The 19,143-nt window shown below is 68.1% G+C and carries 17 protein-coding genes; 4 read left to right on the top strand and 13 right to left on the bottom strand.

What is annotated here, in order from left to right:
* Positions 1-2: 2 nt before the first annotated feature.
* Both EV650_RS25835 and EV650_RS25830 read right to left on the bottom strand, forming a co-directional pair.
* A complete protein-coding gene (locus EV650_RS25835) occupies positions 3-821 on the bottom strand; it encodes an ABC transporter ATP-binding protein (protein WP_238174451.1) in 819 nt (272 codons plus the stop codon).
* Positions 808-1,674: an ABC transporter permease gene (locus EV650_RS25830; protein ID WP_134121587.1), complete on the bottom strand. Its 867-nt coding sequence runs from the start codon at positions 1,672-1,674 to the stop codon at positions 808-810. Before EV650_RS25830 ends, EV650_RS25835 begins: the two co-directional genes overlap by 14 nt.
* 1,249 nt (positions 1,675-2,923) lie before the next feature.
* On the opposite strand from EV650_RS25830, the gene EV650_RS25825 reads away from it, so the two are divergent.
* Positions 2,924-3,913 carry a helix-turn-helix domain-containing protein gene (locus EV650_RS25825; protein WP_134121586.1) on the top strand — a complete coding sequence of 330 codons (990 nt, stop codon included), beginning with the start codon at positions 2,924-2,926 and terminating at the stop codon, positions 3,911-3,913.
* A gap of 54 nt (positions 3,914-3,967) precedes the next feature.
* Here the strand turns inward: EV650_RS25825 and EV650_RS25820 are convergent, their stop codons facing one another.
* Positions 3,968-5,074: an aspartate-semialdehyde dehydrogenase gene (locus EV650_RS25820; RefSeq protein ID WP_202874902.1), complete on the bottom strand. Its 1,107-nt coding sequence runs from the start codon at positions 5,072-5,074 to the stop codon at positions 3,968-3,970.
* Entirely contained in the window at positions 5,071-6,339 is a 1,269-nt protein-coding gene (locus EV650_RS25815; RefSeq protein ID WP_134121584.1) for an aspartate kinase, read from the bottom strand. Before EV650_RS25815 ends, EV650_RS25820 begins: the two co-directional genes overlap by 4 nt.
* Positions 6,340-6,571: 232 nt before the next feature.
* On the opposite strand from EV650_RS25815, the gene EV650_RS25810 reads away from it, so the two are divergent.
* Positions 6,572-6,895 carry an ArsR/SmtB family transcription factor gene (locus EV650_RS25810; RefSeq protein WP_134121583.1) on the top strand — a complete coding sequence of 108 codons (324 nt, stop codon included), beginning with the start codon at positions 6,572-6,574 and terminating at the stop codon, positions 6,893-6,895.
* Positions 6,896-6,929: 34 nt separating this feature from the next.
* Positions 6,930-7,523 (top strand): dihydrofolate reductase family protein, encoded by a 594-nt coding sequence (locus EV650_RS25805; protein WP_134121582.1) that lies wholly within the window; start codon positions 6,930-6,932, stop codon positions 7,521-7,523.
* Here EV650_RS25805 and EV650_RS25800 read toward each other — a convergent pair.
* Positions 7,406-8,617: an MFS transporter gene (locus tag EV650_RS25800; RefSeq protein ID WP_238174450.1), complete on the bottom strand. Its 1,212-nt coding sequence runs from the start codon at positions 8,615-8,617 to the stop codon at positions 7,406-7,408. The two genes, EV650_RS25805 and EV650_RS25800, sit on opposite strands and share 118 nt — an antisense overlap.
* Positions 8,618-8,704: 87 nt before the next feature.
* On the opposite strand from EV650_RS25800, the gene dinB reads away from it, so the two are divergent.
* Complete coding sequence (gene dinB / locus EV650_RS25795; RefSeq protein ID WP_134121580.1) at positions 8,705-9,910, top strand: DNA polymerase IV; 1,206 nt, start codon at positions 8,705-8,707, stop codon at positions 9,908-9,910.
* A 61-nt stretch (positions 9,911-9,971) separates the two neighbouring features.
* Here dinB and EV650_RS25790 read toward each other — a convergent pair whose 3' ends face one another.
* The 8 genes from EV650_RS25790 to EV650_RS41150 all read right to left on the bottom strand — a co-directional run bounded on the left by EV650_RS25790 (position 9,972) and on the right by EV650_RS41150 (position 18,922).
* The gene (locus tag EV650_RS25790) at positions 9,972-10,451 is read right to left on the bottom strand and encodes a GNAT family N-acetyltransferase (RefSeq protein ID WP_134121579.1); all 480 of its coding nucleotides are present in this window, start codon (positions 10,449-10,451) and stop codon (positions 9,972-9,974) included.
* The gene (locus EV650_RS25785) at positions 10,451-11,980 is read right to left on the bottom strand and encodes a serine/threonine-protein kinase (RefSeq protein ID WP_134121578.1); all 1,530 of its coding nucleotides are present in this window, start codon (positions 11,978-11,980) and stop codon (positions 10,451-10,453) included. The genes EV650_RS25790 and EV650_RS25785 overlap by 1 nt, the downstream gene beginning before the upstream one ends.
* 21 nt (positions 11,981-12,001) lie before the next feature.
* The gene (locus EV650_RS25780; RefSeq protein WP_238174449.1) at positions 12,002-12,661 is read right to left on the bottom strand and encodes a hypothetical protein; all 660 of its coding nucleotides are present in this window, start codon (positions 12,659-12,661) and stop codon (positions 12,002-12,004) included.
* A 44-nt stretch (positions 12,662-12,705) separates the two neighbouring features.
* Positions 12,706-13,233 (bottom strand): hypothetical protein, encoded by a 528-nt coding sequence (locus EV650_RS25775; protein ID WP_134121576.1) that lies wholly within the window; start codon positions 13,231-13,233, stop codon positions 12,706-12,708.
* Between the two features lie 87 nt (positions 13,234-13,320).
* A complete protein-coding gene (locus tag EV650_RS25770; RefSeq protein ID WP_134121575.1) occupies positions 13,321-13,965 on the bottom strand; it encodes a DUF5063 domain-containing protein in 645 nt (214 codons plus the stop codon).
* Complete coding sequence (recR, locus tag EV650_RS25765) at positions 13,958-14,557, bottom strand: recombination mediator RecR (protein ID WP_134121574.1); 600 nt, start codon at positions 14,555-14,557, stop codon at positions 13,958-13,960. Before recR ends, EV650_RS25770 begins: the two co-directional genes overlap by 8 nt.
* Before the next feature lies 1 nt (position 14,558).
* Entirely contained in the window at positions 14,559-15,197 is a 639-nt protein-coding gene (locus tag EV650_RS41510) for a YbaB/EbfC family nucleoid-associated protein (protein WP_369409960.1), read from the bottom strand.
* Positions 15,198-15,598: 401 nt separating this feature from the next.
* Positions 15,599-18,922 carry a DNA polymerase III subunit gamma and tau gene (locus EV650_RS41150; protein ID WP_134121573.1) on the bottom strand — a complete coding sequence of 1,108 codons (3,324 nt, stop codon included), beginning with the start codon at positions 18,920-18,922 and terminating at the stop codon, positions 15,599-15,601.
* Positions 18,923-19,143: the final 221 nt, after the last annotated feature.

The raw sequence follows: 19,143 nt of genomic DNA, 5'->3' as shown, positions 1-19,143 counted from the left end.
GGTCAGAGGTCCTCGAGTGAGACGGATTCCGCTTCGCCGACCTGCAGGAACTTCGTGTAGGCCTGGATGACCTCGTTGGGCTCGCCACGCATCATCAGCTTGCCCTTGTGCAACCAGATGCAGTCGTTGCACATCTCGCGGACACTGCTCATCGCGTGGCTGACCAGGAACATGGTCCGGCTGTTCGTGACCAGCTCGCCCATCTTGGCCGCGGCCTTGCTCTTGAACGACGCGTCACCGGCGGACAGCGCCTCGTCGATCAGCAGGATGTCCGGGTCCATGTGCACCGCGACGGAGAACGCCAGCCGGCTGAACATGCCGGACGAGTACGTCCGCATCGGCATCTCCATGAAGTCACCGAGCTCGGCGAACTCGGAGATCTCCTCGTACCGCTCCTCGATCACCTTGCGGCTCAGGCCCGCCGCGAGTCCACCGAGGATCACGTTCTCCTTGCCGGACAGGGCGGCGTTGAAGCCGACACCCAGCGACAGCAGCGTGGAGACCCGGCCGTGCACCTCGATCCGGCCCGAGGTCGGCGGCAGGATGCCGGCCACCGCACGCATCAGCGTCGACTTGCCGGCGCCGTTCGCGCCGATGATGCCGATCGTGGTGCCGTGGTTGACGTCGAACGAGACGTTCTGGACGGCCTTGACCTCGCGGACCGCCCGCTCGCCGCGGCCGAACCGGACCAGCGCGCTCTTGAAGGTCGGCACTCGCTCGAACGTGGTCCGGTAGGTGATGGACACGTCCTGCACCTTGACGGCCGGAACGTTCGACGTGCTCTTCTGCATCGGCTTCTTCTCGGTCTCAGAGACGGACAACGAACTCACGCTCCCTCGACATGAAGAACAACGAACCGACCACGAAGGCAAGAATCGCCCAGAACCCACCGCCGGCCCACATCTGCCACTTCGGAATCGCACCCTTGACCAGCAGGTCGGCCCAGCCGCCCAGGAGCGGGTAGAGCGGGTTGTACTGGATGAAGCCCTTGAACTTCGGCGGCGCCTGCTCGGCGAACCACAGCACCGGCGACATGTAGAGCCAGATCCGGACGAAGTACGGCAGGAAGCTGGTGGTGTCGCGGAAGTACACCTGCAGCGCGGCGAAGATCATGCCCATGCCGGCGGCGAAGAAGGTCAGCATGATCAGGAACGCCGGCGCGAGCAACATCTGCCAGTGCAGCTTCTGACGCATGACCATGTGGATCCCGAGGTACACGACCAGCGTCGGCAGGAAGCGGAAGAACGCTGTCCGAACCGCGGACAGCGGCAGCAGCATCCGCGGGAACGACTGGTTCATCAGCAGCTTGCCGCCGCCGACCACGCTGGCCGCGCCGGCCGTCATCGCACCGGAGAAGTAGTAGAAGGCGAACAGGCCGGCGCACATGTGAGCGAACCGCTCCGCCGCGCCCACCTTCGCGCCCCCGCCGGCGATGATGTCGGTCAGCAGGTAGTACACCAGGGCCAGCAGCAGTGGGTTCAGCACCAGCCACACCTGGCCGAAGAAGGTGTTCGTGTTGGCCGCCCGGATGTTCGTCCGGGACATCTCGGCCGCGAACTCCCGTCGCTGCCACAGCGCCTTGAAGTACGGACGCAGTGCCGGTAAGCCGACCTTGTGCGGTTCATACACGTGCACCGACGGGTTGAACTCCTCGTCGACGCTAGTCGCGTTCATTCAGGCGACGCCTCTCTCTGCCGGAAGTCGAGTCCTCTGTGGCCGATCACCTGGGTTTCGGCGGTGCCGCCCGGTACGACGGCGGGCCACGCAGACCGGGAAGCAGAGTAGCGGATCGGCATCAGGGCCGACGACACAGTGGTCCTCCATTGTGAGCAACGACGTACAGACGGCTACCAAACGCCGTATGCGCCTGCGTCACCAACACCAGTCGTCCTTCGCCGATCGTTATCCGGAATATACATTTGACAGCCAGCGTCGGCCAAAACGCCTTCCTGCGCACAGAAATAGCGCACCGACCATGCTCGCCGCGCCCGGCAGTGAACAACAGTGAGCAAGGTCAAATCGCTGTCAATTCATGGGTACGACGCTACGCACCCACCCGAAGTTGACGTGACGCGCCACACCGAGCCCGTGACTGCTGTGGTCACGAGAGGCCGGTGTTATCGGCGGGACCCCAAGAAGTGCTTCCTGGCCGGGGCTTGCCGGGCAGCGGACGTGACACGCAACACCACGTCCGCACTCCCCATGGACAGCCTCACTATCCACGGAGCACCGCTCGGCACCTCCCGGGGTCCCACCATCGATCCGGCGGCGTGTCCGCGACGGGCGGAGACGGACGCATGCCGAGCCGGACCGGCCGGCACGATGACCAGGGCGGCGGTCATCGCACCTTCAATCCGTCCCCAGAGCGGCTGCGGACGCCGGCAGGTGCGCGCAGCTGGTGTGGGGACGGACCGGAGGCCAGGGGAGGACAGCGGCACGTGGAATCCCTGCAAAGATGCCAGCGCGCTGGGGACGGCAGCACCGACACGGGCGGCGGCACACGGCGGAACCGGTCGCATCGGGCTTCTCCTCCTGATCGGCCTCACGATTGGAGATGCCACAGTTTGTACACCCTTCAGCACAGCCGGTGATGGCACGGATGTGCGAGGGCACCGATACGCCGGGATCGAGACCCAACCGAAACAGGGCCCGCTGACGAGACAGCCAACTCGGGCCAGAATTGGAACAGCAGCCCGGCGGCGCTCAGGTGGTCCGTCGCCGGGCTGCTGGACCTCAATTCTCGCTCACAACTGCGCAGAAGTGGTGGCCAGATGGTGACACGGCACAAGAATGCTGACAGGACAACAAATATCGCTGCGTGCATACACGTCGACACGGACGGTGCCGACGGCGCTGGACCGCCCCCTCTACGCTGGATGGACGGTAGCGGACGGTGACAGCAATCGGAAGGGAGGGGAGAGTTGTGAGCACAACGGAGACGGAGCGTGCCGACCATTTGAAGGTGCTCGGGCTCAACGACGACGAGATCGCGGTCTACCAGCACCTGCTGCGGACCGGCCCGTCGTCGATCACCGAACTGGACGACGCGGTCGGTGACCGGGATCGGTCGATCGACAGCATCCTGGGAGGGCTGGTTCAGGCCGGTCTGGCCAGGCGGTCCGGTTCGGACCACTCCCGCTATCTGCCGGTGCCGCCGGACGCGGGCCTGGAGGCGATGACGCTGCGCCGCGAGTCCGAGCTGAAGCAGGCCCGGATCGAGGTCCTGAACGCGTACGACGAGTTCCGCCGGACCGTGCACAACGAGTCGACCACGCACCTGATCGAGGTCGTCACCGGCAGCGCGATCATCGAGCGGATCCACCAGATCAAGAGCGGTGCGCAACGCGAGATCCTGGCCATCGACTCCCCGCCGTACTACATCGGTGGACCGAACCAGGAGGAGATCGACCACCTCAAGCGGGGCGTCTCCTACCGGGTCGTGTACTCACCGGAGTCCGTCGAGGTGCCCGGCTACCTGACCGAGAACATCCTCCCGTGCGTGGAGGCCGGCGAGCAGGCCCGGGTGCTGCCCGACGTACCGGCGAAGCTGACCATCATCGACGGTTCGATCGCGTTCGTGTCGATGTCGGTGCGCGACACCGATGTGAACCGGTCACTGCTGATCATCCGGCCGAGCAGCCTGCTGACCGCGCTGATCGGGATGTTCGAGCTCTGCTGGCGTAACGCGCTGCCGCTGCACGCGTCGGTCGGCGCCGAGGACGACCGGCTGGAGCCGATCGAGCGGCGCCTGCTGGCACTGCTCGCGACCGGCGCCGCGGACGACACCATCGCCCGAACGCTCGGCATCAGCCGCCGGACGTTCTTCCGCTACCTGGAACGCTTGATGAACCGGACGGGCGCGAGTACTCGCTTCCAGCTCGCACTGCACGCCGCCCGGGAGAACTGGCTGTAGGCATCGGCCCGCAAACCCCTTGTAAACAATGGGTTTGCGGGTCGATCCTTTCGCTCAGGCCTTGACCGCGGCGAACTCCTTGGCCACGACCTCGGCGATCTGCGCCGTGTTCAGCGCGGCGCCCTTGCGCAGGTTGTCGCCGCAGACGAACAGCTCCAGCGCGTTGGGGTCGTCCAGCGACTTGCGGACCCGGCCGACCCAGGTCGGGTCGGTGCCGACGACATCGGCCGGCGTCGGGAACTCACCCTCGGCCGGATTGTCGAACAGCAGCACGCCCGGGGCATCCCGCAGTACCTCACGGGCGCCGTCGGCGGTGACCTCCTGGACGAACCGCGCGTGCACCGACAACGAGTGCGTGGTGACGACCGGGACCCGTACGCAGGTCGCGGAGACCTTCAGGTCCGGCAGTCCGAGGATCTTGCGGGACTCATTGCGGACCTTGAGCTCCTCGGACGACCAGCCGTCGTCCTTCAGCGAACCGGCCCACGGCACGACGTTCAGCGCGAGCGGGGCCGCGAACGGACCGAGGTCGCTGCCGACAACCCGTCGTACATCACCCGGCGAGCTGCCCAGCTCGCGGTTGCCGGACACCTTGGTGAGCTGGTCGTGCAGCGTGTCGATGCCGGCCTGACCGGCGCCGGACGCGGCCTGGTACGACGCGACGATGAGCTGCTCGAGCTCGTAGCGGTGGTGCAGCGCGCCCATCGCCACGATCATCGACAAGGTCGTGCAGTTCGGGTTGGAGATGATGCCCTTCGGCCGGTTCCGGGCCGCCTCGGCGTTGACCTCGGGAACGACCAGCGGGACGTCCGGGTCCATCCGGAACGCGCCGGAGTTGTCCACCACGACCGCACCCTTGGCGGCCGCGATCGGAGCCCAGTGCGCCGACACCTCGTCGGGTACGTCGAACATCGCTACGTCGATGCCGTCGAAGGCGTCCTCGCTGAGCGCGACGACCTCGACCTCCTCGCCGCGGACCTTCAGCCGTTTACCAGCGGAGCGCTCGGAGGCGATCAGCCGAATCTCTCCCCAGACGTTCTCCCGGGTCGAGAGCAGGGTCAGCATCACCGACCCGACGGCGCCGGTCGCACCGACCACCGCCAGCGAGGGCAGACCCGTCCGGTCCTCGATCGTGTTCTCCACAGCGCTCACAGGTGTCACCGTCCTGTTCCTCCGTAGACGACGGCCTGGGTGTGCTCGTCGTCCAGATCGAATGCGGTGTGCGCCGCGGTCACGGCAGCATTCACCAGGTTCTCGTCCACGACCACCGAGATCCGGATCTCCGAGGTGGAGATCATCTCGATGTTCACGCCGGCGTCGGCGAGCGCGGAGAAGAATTTCGCCGATACGCCCGGGTGTGAGCGCATTCCGACGCCGACGACCGAGACCTTGCCGATCTGGTCGTCGTACAGCAACTGCTCGTAGCCCACCTCGTCCTTCATCCGGGCCAGGGCGGACATCGCCCGGGCGCCGTCGGCGCGGGGCAGCGTGAAGGAGATGTCGGTGCGGTTGGTGGCGACCGCCGAGACGTTCTGCACGATCATGTCGATGTTGGTCTCGGCGCCGGCGACCGTCTCGAAGATCCGGGCGGCCTCACCGGGCTTGTCGGGCACGCCGACAACGGTGATCTTGGCCTCTTTGGTGTCCTGGGCCACGCCGGTGATGATCGCCTGTTCCATCTGATTCAGTTCCTTCGCATCGACGACCCAGGTGCCTTCCTTCTGCGAGAAGGAGGAGCGCACATGGACAGGGACGTTGTAGCGCCGCGCGTACTCGACGCAGCGTAGGTGTAGCACCTTCGCGCCGCAGGCGGCCATCTCGAGCATCTCCTCGTAGGAGATTTTCGGGATCTGCTTCGCGGCCGGCACGATCCGCGGGTCCGCGGTGTAGATGCCGTCCACGTCGGTGTAGATCTCGCAGTAGTCCGCGTTCAGCGCGGCGGCGAGCGCGACGGCGGTGGTGTCGGAGGCGCCGCGGCCCATCGTGGTGATGTCCTTGGTGTCCTGGGACACGCCCTGGAAACCGGCCACGATCGCGACATGGCCCTTGCTGAGCGCGCCCTCGATCCGGCCCGGGGTGATGTCGATGATGCGGGCGTTGCCGTGCGCGGAGGTGGTGATCACGCCGGCCTGCGAGCCGGTGAAGCTGCGCGCCTCGTAGCCGAGGTTCGCGATCGCCATCGCCAGCAGCGCGGCGGAGATCCGCTCACCCGAGGTGAGCAGCATGTCCAGCTCGCGCGGCGGGGGCAGCGGAGAGACCTGCTTGGCCAGGTCCATCAGTTCGTCGGTGGTGTCGCCCATGGCGGAGATGACCACCACCACGTCGTTCCCGGCCTTCTTTGTCGCGACGATCCGTTGGGCCACGCGCTTGATGCAATCGGCGTCGGCGACCGAAGAACCGCCGTACTTGTGTACGACGCGTCCCACAGTTGTGTCTCCTCAAACCACTGGTTGCGATACGCCGTGCGGCGTTGCACCAGGCGTAGTTTCATCGGTCATTCTAGCCGTGACCTGCCCGTTGCCTACCGGCTGACCAGCAGCCGGGCGGAGCGTCCGGCCGATAGGCGGTGCTACCGCAAGGTTCCCCGGCCGGGGTCGTCGCCAACCGGAAACCGTCCGGCGACTTGTTCATATAAGTCATCACTGAAATACTGGTGTGGTGCACGCGTTCGATATTCTCGGCGATCCGGTCCGGCGCCGGATCCTGGAGCTGCTCGCCGACGGCCAGCTGCCGGCCGGCAGTATCGCCGGCACGATCGGCGCGGAGTTCGGCATCAGCCAGCCCGCGGTGTCGCAGCATCTGCGGGTACTGCGGGACAACGGGTTCGCGACCGTGACCGTCGACGGCACCCGGCGGCTGTACGCGGTCGACCCCGGTCCGCTGCGCGAGATCGACACCTGGCTGGACCGGTACCGCAAGTTCTGGACCAACCGGCTCGACGCCCTCGAAACCGAGCTGCACCGCGCCCGGCGAAAGGACTGACAACCTTCGGTCCCCCGCCTGCATCTGGCTTGGTATGCGGAACATCGTCGCCAGGCTGTGCATGTCCGAAGATGGCATCGTCGAACGACCCGAGCAGTGGCTGTCCGATCCTCAGCCTGCACTCGGGCAGTTGGTGGGTGCGGCCGAGACGGTGCTGCTCGGCCGGCGGACGTTCGACCGGTACGCCGGTTCGCTGACCGGACTCGAGCACACCCGCAACCTTGTGGTCGGATCCCGGCCGATCGTGGCCCGTCCCGGCACCGAGATTCTGCAGGGCGACACACGCCGGGTCCTGACTGCTTTGAAGGCCATCCCGGGCGACGACCTGTATGTGATCGGCAGTCTGACTCTGGTCCGCTCATTGCTGCGCTGGCGACTGATCGACGAGGTCTCGCTGCTCATCCACCCGGTCGCCGCAGGTCGCGGCATGCTGCTGGACCGCCGGCTGCTCCGACTGATCTCGATGTGCGCCCGCAACAACGGCGTACTGGAAGCGAACTATCGCGTCCGCTATGCCGCGACGGTCGCGCCTTCGACGGCACTGGTCTCGGCCGGCCGATGGGGCGGAACGCGGAGCAGGGACAGGGTCGCGAGTACGGCGAGACCGGCCGTCAGGACCCACGCGTAGCGAACGCCGCCCGCCTCGACCACCGCACCGGCGACGGCCGCACCGATCGCCGAACCGACCATCCCGCCGCTCTGCGTCCAGCCGAAGATCTCGGTATGCGCGGAGGTCGGCGTGAGTGCACCAACACGCTCGTAGAGGGCCGCGACCGTCGGTGCGATCATGCAGCCCGTCGCGAACATCGCTACCGCCAGTGCGACCACGGACGACGTCACGAAGATGCAGACCGTGACCAGGGCGGACAACGCCAGCATCCGCCTCCACACGGCCGACGTACGACCTCCGGGGAGCGCACCGTTGATGACGCCGCCGGTGACACTGCCCACGGCGGCCACAGTCTCGAGGATGCCTGCGATCAGTCGGTTGCCGTGCTCATCGGCCACGGCGACCATGCCGAGCGACATCGACGCGAACCCCATCACCAGACAGGCCCAGGCGAGCAGGATCGGCGTGCGATGCGAATGGAAGATCAACTGCCAGGCAGTGGGACGCGGCCCGGTCGTCTCGTCGTGCGGTACGGCGGGCTGCTGGTTCAGCCCGAACCACCAGATGGCGGCGGCTGCCGTGACTGCACACGTCAGCAGACCAGCCCGCGGACTGGCGAAGCTGACCATGATCGCGCCGAGCATGGGACCGAAGACGAACAGGAGCTCCTGCGCGGTGGCGTCCATCGAGTAGACGGCGCGCAGCCTCGGGCCGCTGACGATGCGCGGCCAGTTGGCGCGCAGTGCTGACGTGACCGGCGCTACGAACACACCTGCCATCGCAGCGGCGAGTGGGAGTAGCCGGTACCAGCTGTACGGCAGCAACGCGAGCACTGCCATCCACAGCCCCCAGGCCATCCCGGTGCCGATGACAACCTTTCGCGCACCTCTGCGGTCCGCCATCCGGGACCAGACCACACTGGCGACCGCCGTACCGATCGAATAGGCGCCTGCGACCACACCGGCCCAGCCGAAGTTGCCGGCCGCGTCCTTGGCCAGGAACGACAGCGGGACCATCGTCGCCAGCACGGGCATCCGCGCGACCAGCGCCGAGGCCAGTAGGGCCACGACACCGTGGGTCTTCCAGAGCTCGCGGTACGCCGACAGGTCCATAGGCTGCATTCTGTCCTGACAAACCGGTGTGCCGCGTCGGGATTTCTCCCTATCTCTTTTGTCGGCGCTGTATGCGAACATGTGTTCGTGTCGGAACTACCGGGCTCGCGCGGGGCGACGATCCTGCATGCCGACCTGGACGCGTTCTACGCGTCGGTCGAGCAGCGGGACGACCCGCGCTTGCGCGGACGGCCGGTGATCGTCGGCGCCGGCGTGGTGCTCGCCTGCAGCTACGAGGCCAAGGCATTCGGCGTGCGGACGGCGATGAACGGCGGGCAGGCGATGCGCCGCTGCCCCGGCGCGATCGTGGTCGAGCCGCGGATGTCGGCGTACTCCGAGGCCAGCAAGGCGGTCTTCAAGGTCTTCGAGGACACGACCCCGCTGGTCGAGGGGTTGTCGATCGACGAGGCGTTCCTCGATGTGGCCGGCTTGCGGAAGATCCGCGGTACGCCGGTGCAGATCGCGCAACGCTTGCGGGCCGAGGTGCTGTCCCGGGTGGGGCTGCCTATCACGGTCGGGGTGGCGCGGACGAAGTTCCTGGCGAAGGTGGCGAGCGGGGTCGCGAAGCCCGACGGGTTGCTCGAGGTCGAGCCGGATCGGGAGCTGGAATTCCTTCATCCGTTGGATGTTTCGCGGCTGTGGGGCGTCGGCGAGGTGACGGCGGAGAAGCTGCGGAGTCGTGGGCTCACCAAGGTCGGCGATGTTGCGATGCTGCCCGAGGCCGCGCTGATCGCGATGCTCGGGCGGGCGTCCGGTCGGCACCTGCACGCTTTGGCGCACAACCGCGATCCGCGCCCGATCGAGGTCGGGCGGCGGCGACGATCGATCGGTTCGCAGCGGGCGCTGGGGCGTTCGCCGAAGTCGCCGGCGACGCTGGACGCGGTGCTGGCCGGACTGGTCGACAGGGTCACGCGCCGGATGCGTAGCGCGGAGCGTTCCGGGCGGACGGTCACGCTGCGGCTGCGCTTCGACGACTTCAGCCGCGCTACTCGTTCGCATACGTTGCCGCAGGCAACGGATCAGACTCGGGCGATTCTGGTGACGGCCCGCGCCTTGCTCCGCACTGCCCATCCGTTGATCGCTGCTCAGGGGCTGACCATGATCGGCATCTCTGTGGGCAATCTGGAGAACGAGGCGGCGCTGCAGTTGGCTCTGCCGTTCGACAAGGCTGCGAACAACGAGCTCGACAGCGCGCTCGACCAGGTCAAGGACAAGTTCGGCACCAACGCCATCACCCGAGGCGTCCTCCTCGGCAAGCGGCAGGGTCTAGAAATGCCGATGCTGCCGGACTAGTCGGTCGCCTCGCCGGGTCAGTCGGTCCGCCTCACCGGATCAGTCGGTCCGCCTCGCCGGGTTAGTCGGTCAGTCGGAGCTCGAGGACCAGTTCGTCGCGGAGCGGGATGTCGTAGGCGCCGGTGAGCGGGATCGTCGGTTTGAGCTTGCGGGACTCGTCGACGGCGCCGGGCCCAACGTCGACGATGCGCAGGCCGCGACGTTGGTAGAAGCGCAGCGCGTCGAGGTTGTCATTGGTGGTGACCAGCCAAAGGCGGCGCGCTCCTGCTTCCCGCGCGACCTCGGTCGCAGCCGCGAGAAGCGCAGTACCGACACCGCGATGCTGCGCCAGGGCGTCGATCGTGACGACCTCGAACTCCTGGTCCTGCAGGTTGTAGGTGAGCAGGCCGACGATCCGGTCGTCCTCCTCGGCAACGATGGCCGGCAGCGTCATGACGTCGTACGCGACGCCGTGAGCGACCGCGATGTGACTGCCCCACGACGCGATGAGCAGCTCGCTGATTTTCAGGCTGTCGGCGGCGGTGGCTGGCCGGATGTTCATCAGTAGGAATTGTCGTGGATCCGGCCCGCGTACCAATTGAGGGCGGCGCGGAGTTCGTTGACCTGGGTCTGGCGGCGGGTGCGGGTGGCGCCGTGGGCGATCGGGTAGATCCGCAGGCCGCCGTGGTGGCGGCGATGCGAGACGGGGAGTTGGTTCTGGTACGGCGGTTCGAGCCAGGCGATCAGCCACGGGTGTTTGGCGTCGCCGCCGACGTGGAGCCGGGTGACGCCGCGCCAGGGGATGGTGGCTTCGCGGTACGCGCGGTTGACCGTCAATCCCTGTGGAGACAGGCGAAGGACGACTTTCGGTCTGAGTACAAGGATCCAGTGGCGGATGGCGAAGTACCAGAAGGTGAGGGACACCAGCCCGTAAAGCGTCGCGAGGGCCGGGTGGGCCTGGACTCGCGGGTCGGACGGGATGAACGCGAGCGCGACGAACGTGGTGATCGCCGCGAACACCGCCGGCCGCACCCGACTCGTCGCGAAGCTCGCGCCCACCGGTTGTGCCGGAGCCGGCGGCCGCGGGGCTTTCGCTGACGGACGCGAGGCTTGCGCTGGCGGAAGCGCGGCTTGCGCGGACGGACGCGAGGCTTGCGCTGGTGGAAGCGGGGCTTGCGCTGGCGGAGGCTGGGCGGGTGCTGATGGAGGCGGTAGGACCTTTGTTGAGGGTGGGGCTTGTGGCGGCAGGATCTTTGTCGGGGGCGTGACGGGGATGGTGGGCTGGTTCAGGAATGCTGTGGGTCTAAGGGTTTGCAGTACTTCGGCGGGCGTCGGGCGCTGAGCGGGGTCGCGGGCGAGACATCGGCGTACGACGTCGTGCAGTGGACCCGGCAGCGGCGGGATGTGCGGTTGCTCGTTGACGATCCGGTGAAGCAACGACGCAGGAGTCCCGGTCGCGAACGGACCGCGTCCCGACGCAGCGAACACCAGCACGGCACCGAACGCGAACAGGTCGCTCGCCGGCCCGATCCCCGTCCCGGTGATCTGCTCCGGCGACAGGTATCCCGGCGTACCGACCACCAGACCGGTCGCCGTCAGACTCGTCTCCTCGAGCGCCCGCGCGATGCCGAAGTCGATCACCCGCGGCCCGTTGTCGGTGAGCACGATGTTCGACGGCTTGAGATCGCGATGGACGAGACCGCTCGCGTGGATCGCCATCAATGCCTCGGCCAGCCCGCCCGCGAGCGACTGCACTCCGTCCGGCGTCAACGGCCCGGACGTCTCGATCGCCTTCTGCAGCGTCGGTCCCGGCAGGTACTCCGTTGCCAGCCACGGACGGTCCGCGTTCGGATCGGCATCGACGACCGCCGCGGTGAACGCCCCGCCGACCTTCCGGGCTGCGTCGATCTCGCGTGCGAACCGAGCCCGGAAGCCCGGATCATCGGCGAGCTCCTCGCGAACCACCTTGACCGCGACCAACCGGCCGCCCGGCGAATGAGCAAGGTAGACCGCACCCATCGCCCCACGGCCGAGCCGGCCCTGGATCGCGAACGACCCGACCACGGCCGGATCCTGTGGATGCGTTGTCATCGGGCGTCACGCTAACGCGCTTCAGGACCGCGGGTAACCGATCTCGGCGATCCCTTCGGCGAGATCACTGAGTTGCCGCTGCGGATTCAGCACCGTCACGACGTACTCCGTCAGCGGCATCAGCGCGTACACATGCCGAATCGGCTCGAGGTCGAGCGCCACCTCGTAGTACTCCTCAGCGAAGGTCAGGTACGCCTCCGGCCGTCCGTCGGCCACCAACTCGAACAGCCAGTCGGCTCCGTCGGCCTCGACGTTCTCCACTGGACCACAACGCCAGGCCGTGTCTCTCGTGGTCCGCCAGAAGCACACCGTCGCCCGCGGCACACCGTCGTCGCTGAAAGCCTTCTCGTCCCGCGCGCTGTGGAACACCTCCGGCACGCCGTCGATCAGACCGGGCCACAGCTTGTGGTCGTTCGCGTACGGCGACATCGGCGACTCGTGATCGAACCCGTAGGCGAACGCGCCGTCCGGCGAGAACACCATCGAGTACTCGTTCCCGGACCCGTCCCGCATCAACGCGGCTTCCTCGGTCTCGGACCAGCGCGCGTCGAACTGGAAGTACCTGGTGCTCGGATCCTCGTTCAGCACCAGATCAAGCACCGCCAACGCCCGACTGACCCGCCGAACGGCGCCGAGGTCCGGCATCCGCTGAATCACCTCATGAACAGCCACGCGCGCCATTCAACCGACCGCCAGCTCCACGCGCCAGTCGGCCCGGGCACCAGTCAGGCCACGCGCTGATCAGGCTCGAGGTAGCGGCGGCCGCAGCCCATGATCGCCGATCGCAGCCGCTCCCGGGTTTGCAGCCGCTCCTTGCTCGGCTGCCCGTGCGCGATCGGGAACAGCTTGTACGAACCGTCGCGGCGCCGCCTCACCGGCACGGCGGCACGATCGACAGCAGGACTCAGTCGCGCGACGACCCACGGCGTCTTCGGTTTGCCCTCGATGCGGATGTCGGCCACCTCGGACCACGGGATCGTCAGCTGACGTCCGCGGTACGTCATGGTCAGGTCGGCCGGCGTCATCTGCAGTTCGCTGCGGCCACGCAGCACCCTGTACCAGCCGCGGACCGCGTGCCTCAGACAGATCGCGGCCAGGATGAGAAAGATTGTCTGGAAGACCGGGTAGTCGTCGAAGTTCAGCCGCCAGGGCTGGAACACAACGACGACCAGCAGCGTCGTGATCACTGCGACGACCACAGCACGCGTGCGCTTGGTCGTGAACGACGTACCAGAGTCCACCTGCTGCTGCATCTCCGCCTCCTGACCGGGATCGAGCCCTCACCGTATGTGATGAGGCAGTCCTCGCGCGCCCCGGCCGGAGGCGACCTGTGGATAACTTCAGCGGCGCTGGACGGCTTCCTCCGCGACCTCGACCAGCTCACGGTCGGTCGCCTCAGTCTCCGCGTCGTGGGCCGGCTCCAGCCGGTCGTGCGCGATCAGCGACTGGATGGCCCGCAGTACGGCGCTCGCCGCGGCACCCCAGGTGGAGACGTAGGAGAACTGCCACCACCACAGCGCCTCGGTGACCCGGCCGTCCTCGTAGTGCGCGAGACCGTGCACGAGGTCGGTCGCGATCGCGGTGAGGTCGTCGGACAGCCGGTTGACGGTGATCTCGGGCGGAGCGGCGTACGGGTCGAAGACCTCGGCGTACTCGTCCAGGCCCTCGAACAGCACCGCGAGCCGGTCCCGCATCGCGTCCAGATCCGGATCCGGACCGGCGTCGCTCTCGAACCGCTCCTCGGGAACGAAGTCCTCGAACGCCCCGAGCCGGCCGCCGGCGAGCAGCAGCTGGCTCACCTCGAGCAGCAGGTACGGCAGCGAGGCGAGGCCCTCGTCGACCCCGTCCTCGTCCGGCTGCGCGGCGATGTCGCGGACCGAGATCAGGAAGCTCCGGACCTGATCGGCGATCTGTTCGGCGAACTCCTCGAGGTCCTCGGAGTCCGTACTCAAAGCCAGCTCTGCAATATCGGTTGGTTCAGTCATCGATCGATCGTCGCCCTTCAAACGCCCGTCCGAGTGTGACCTCGTCGGCGTACTCGAGGTCACCGCCTACAGGAAGTCCACTAGCCAAACGGGTGACGCGCAACCCCATGGGCCGCAGCAGGCGGCTCAGGTACGTCGCCGTCGCCTCACCCTCCAGGTTCGGGTCGGTGGCCAGGATGATCTCGGTCACCTCACCGCTGGCCAGCCGCTGCATCAGTTCCTTGATCCGCAGCTCGTCCGGCCCGATCCCCTCGATCGGCGAGATCGCCCCGCCGAGCACGTGGTACCGGCCACGGAACTCGCGGGTGCGCTCGATCGCCACCACGTCCTTGGCCTCTTCGACCACACAGATCAGGGCCAGGTCCCGCCGCGGGTCACGGCAGATCCGGCACTGCGGCTCCTCCGCGACATTGCCGCAGATCTCGCAGAACTTGACCCGCTCCTTGACCTCCACGAGCACATGCGCAAGCCGCCGTACGTCGGTCTCGTCGGCCGCGAGCAGATGGAACGCGATCCGCTGCGCTGACTTCGGACCCACACCGGGCAACCGCCCAAGCTCGTCGATCAGGTCCTGAACGGCCCCCTCGTACACGTCAGCCCGGGTTCCGGCCGGACTCGCCGGCCCCTGGGTTCACGAACCCGACGCCACCGTTGCTCGTGCCACCCGCCGGTCCGACCCCGCCGCGGCTCTCATCGCCTGCTTGGCTGGTGCCGCCTGGCCGATTGTCATCGCGCCCGTCATCGCGGTTGTCATCGCGCTTGTCGTCGCCTGGCTCGCTGTCGTCGGCGGTCCCGCCGGACTCGACCGCGGGCGGCGTCGCGCTGGGCAGTCCGAATCCAGCGGGAGCGGACTGCCCGCCGGCCGGCTCTCCACCGCCGAAGCCGGGGAATCCACCGTCGCCACCGAACGCTCCGCCCAGCCCACCGGCCAGCGGACCCATCGCGGCGGCCGCAGCCTGCTTCGCGTTCTCCGAGGCGTCACGCACCGCGGCGACGACCAGGTCGGCCAGCGTCTCGGTGTCGTCCGGGTCGACGGCTTCCTTCTTGATGTTCAGGCTGAGCAGCTCGCCCGTGCCGGACACCAGTGCCGTCACCAAACCGCCACCGGCCGACCCCTCGATCTCCTGACCCTCGAGGTCTGCCTGCGCTTCCATCAGCTGGTTCTGCATCGCCTGCGCCTGCGCGAGCAGGTTGGACATGTCGAAGCCCCCAGCACCGCCACCGTCGAACACTGCGATCTCCTCGTCCGAACCGCTCTCCCGAGCCCGAGCTTCCTACCCGGCCCCCGACACGCCGCCGACAGCCGGAGCCTCAACACTAGCCGGTCCCCCCGACAACCCCACCCACCCCCAGAAACCGACCAGTCTCCCCAAACTTATCCACACCCCTGTGCACACCCTTCCCCACGCCCCTGCGAACCACGCACACCCCCCACCGCCCCACCACCGCCACACCTGTGGACAGCCCTGTGGCAGTCCCGAGCGACCCGCGCCTGTAGCTCCCCGCCGGCGCATCCAACTCAACGACCGCGACCTCGACCGACGGCCAGACCATCACGGTCGGCACCGAGTGCGCTCAACTGCACGCCTGGGCCACGGCCGGGCCTCAGAGCGCCGGCTCGATCCGGCTGAACTCAGTTGGGCTCTTCAGTGATGATCTGAGCGCCAAGCGTCTCCCGCAGCAGATCGGTATGCGACCGCGAGTCTTCCTCCAGCACCACGTCATCCTCGCCGATCGCGTCCGCTTCCTCCTCCGGAGTCAGCGCCACCTCAGGCGCAGCCGAAACCTCAGCCGCCCGCCGAGCCTGCTCAGCCGCCACGGCTGCCTCAGCAGCGCGCCGCTTACTAGCAGCCTGCTCCCGCCGATCAACAACCGGCTGCCCCGACTGCTGCCCTGCCTGCTGCCCTGCCTGCTGGCCAGTCTGCTGACTTGGCTGTCGGGTCGGCTGCTGAGCCGCCCGCCCCCCAGGCCCGTCCTCCCACGGATCCACCCCCGGCGGTACGTCGTACTCCGAATCCGGCGGCTCCTGCAAAACAACCGCAGCCCCCGCCCCTTCCCCCCACTGCCCCGACCGCCCACCACCGGTTCCCGGGCCAGCCCCACCCGCCCCAACTCCACCTACACCGGCCCCACCAGAACCCGCTCCGCCTGGACCGACTCCACCTGAGCCCGCGCCGCCCGAACCAGCTCCACGCGAACCCGACCCACCCGAGCCCAGTCCCGCCGCACCACGGCCCGGCCCACCCGGGCCACCGCCAGGCCCGCCAGCATCCGACGCACCCGGTCCACCGCCAGTCCCGCCAGCACCCGAGCCACCACCGAAGCTGCCCGCCGAATCGCCTACGCCCCCACCCGTCGCACCGACCGCAGCTCCCGCACCACCGCCGGCCACGCCAGCAGCACCGTCCCCGAGCCCCGCCCCTCCAGATCCACCGGCACCGAACCCGCCGGCACCTGCTCCAGTTCCGCCAACGCCAGCCGCCCCGGCCCCGTCAGAGCCACCTCCGGCGCCCAACCCGCCCACACCGGAATCACCAGCACCGGGACCATCCACACCAGCACCGCCCGCGCCCGCGCCGCCTACTCCCGGCCCAGCCGCGCCGAATCCGCCTGCACCAGGACCGCCGGCACCGCCCGCGCTCGGAACGCCCGCATCGGGACCACCTGCTCCCGCACCGCCTCCGCCCGGCCCGTGTCCACCACCGCTGCCACCCTGCGCACCACCACCGGTCCCGCCAGGGGCGCCTCCACCGTGACCACCCGACGTACCGCCACCGCCACCATGACCGCCTGGCGTACCACCCTGACCGCCCGGTCGGCCGGCGGATCCGCCGGCGCCTGGGTCAGTGGACGGATCGACCACGGCTTCGACCCGCCGGTCGACGCCGATGGTGTCGACCATCGCCTGCCGAAGGATCTCGTCACTCCCGGACCGCGCAAAGCTCTCGCGGGCTCCCGCGTTCACCAGCCCAAGCGTCAGCGTCTGATCGTCGATCGCGATGACCTGCGCGTTCTGGCTCAACATGATCCAAGCGAACCGCCGCTTAGTCTTCACGGCCTCCAAAACCTCAGGCCACAACCGCCGAATATCGGCCAACCCAACAGCTCCACCGGCAGTCCCGCTGATCCCAGCAGCAGCCGACGGGGCAGCCTCAGACGCTCCCGCACCACCGGCGGCAGAACCTCCCACCTCGGCGGGCGCTGCGCTGACCGGAGACGCAGCTCCATCTCCCCAAGCACCAGTCCGTCCACCACCCGCAGCTGAGCCCGCACTACCAGCCGTGGAGCTGACCGACGCAGCGGCCGGACCTGCTGCCCCAGCTCCACCACCTGCGCCTGCTGCATCCGCCGTGGAGTGATCTGCTGTCGCGGAGGCACCATCGGCGTCCGCTCCGCCCACACCAGCAGCTCCGCTTGGACCGGCGACTCCACCTGCCTCGCCTCCACCAACCGCAGCACCTGCAGATGGGGTCCCGGCAGAGCCGTCGGCCCGCTCCCCGCTCTCACCGGTTGCAGCGGCTCGCGCTGCTGACCTGCTCGTAGCAGCATCCGCTCCGCGTGCGCCTCCGCCGGTCGCACCTCCGCCAGCACCGGAAGCACCCGCGCCGGACGCTGGCTGATTGGAAGGCGCCGTATCAGCGACGCCCGGCTCGGCGAAGGCCCCTGGCTGGGCCGAGGCTGCCGGACCTGGACCCGGCTCGGCGGAGGCCGTCGTACCGCGAGCTGGTTGGGTTGACGCCGTCGTACCGGAGCCCGGCTGTGCCGTGTCCGGCGTACCTGCGGGGGTGCCGATGGTGAGGCGGCGTTCCATGCGGTCTAGGCGGGCTTGGATGCCGTTGGTGGAATCGTCGGCGCCGGGGAGGAGGACCTTTGCGCAGATGAGTTCCAGCTGGAGGCGGGGGGCGGTCGCACCGCGCATCTCCAGGAGGCCAGCCGCCACGATGTCCGCGGCCCTGGTCAGCTCCGCCGGACCGATCCCGGCGGCCTGTGTCTGCAGGCGCTCGCCCTGGTCCTCGGCGGCTTCGATCAGACCGGACGCGACAGCATTCGGTACGGCGGACAGCACCACGAGATCGCGCAGTCGCCGCAGCAAGTCCTCGGCGAACCGCTTCGGGTCCTGACCGGTCTCGATGACCTTCTCGATCGTCTCGAACACCGCCGCGCTGTCATGTGCCGCGAACCCGTCCACACACGCATCCAGCAACGAGTCCGGCGTGAACCCGAGCAGCGCAACGGCTAGCTCGTACGTCACGCCGCCCGGCCCAGCTCCACCGATCAGCTGGTCCAGCACGCTCAACGAGTCACGTACCGAACCGGCGCCGGCGCGCACGACCAGCGGCAATGCGGCCGATTCGATCGAGACGCCCTCCGCCTCACACAGCTTGGCCATGTAGTCGGCGAGGATCTTCGGCGGAACCAGGCGGAACGGGTAGTGGTGCGTACGCGACCGGATCGTCCCGATGACCTTGTCGGGCTCGGTGGTGGCGAAGATGAACTTGAGGTGCGGCGGCGGCTCCTCGACCAGCTTCAGCAGGGCATTGAAGCCCTGCGTGGTCACCATGTGCGCCTCGTCGATGATGTAGATCTTGTAGCGGCTCTCGACCGGCGCGAAGAACGCGCGCTCGCGCAGATCGCGGGCGTCGTCCACACCACCGTGCGACGCCGCGTCGATCTCGATCACGTCGATGCTGCCGGGACCACCGCGCGCCAGGTCGGTGCAGGATTTGCACACCCCGCACGGCTCGGCGATCGGGCCCTTCTCACAGTTGATCGCCCGGGCGAGGATCCGCGCACTGGTGGTCTTCCCACACCCGCGCGGTCCGGAGAACAGATAGGCGTGATTGACCCGGTTGTTACTCAACGCGTTGCGCAACGGCGCCGTGACATGGTCCTGCCCGATCACCTCCGCAAACGTCTCCGGGCGGTACCGGCGATACAAGGCAAGGGGCGCTTCCACCCGGCAACCCTAGCGCCGCCACCCGACAATTCCCGCCCAAGCCCAACCGCCCGCCCGCCGAAGCAGCCCCCGCAGACCAAGACGGAACCGGCGCGGCAGTCCCGGACCGGAACCGGGACGGCGCCAGAAGTGGGGTGCGGAGACAGGAAACGGTGTCCGGAGACCTGATATTTCCTGTCCCCAGCCACCACAAGGTGTCTCCAGACCCGGCAACTGGCTCT

This window comes from Kribbella kalugense, assembly GCF_004365875.1.
Lineage (GTDB): Bacteria > Actinomycetota > Actinomycetes > Propionibacteriales > Kribbellaceae > Kribbella > Kribbella kalugense.
Note: the sequence above shows the minus strand (reverse complement) of the source record. Positions and strands in the feature narration are given on the sequence as shown.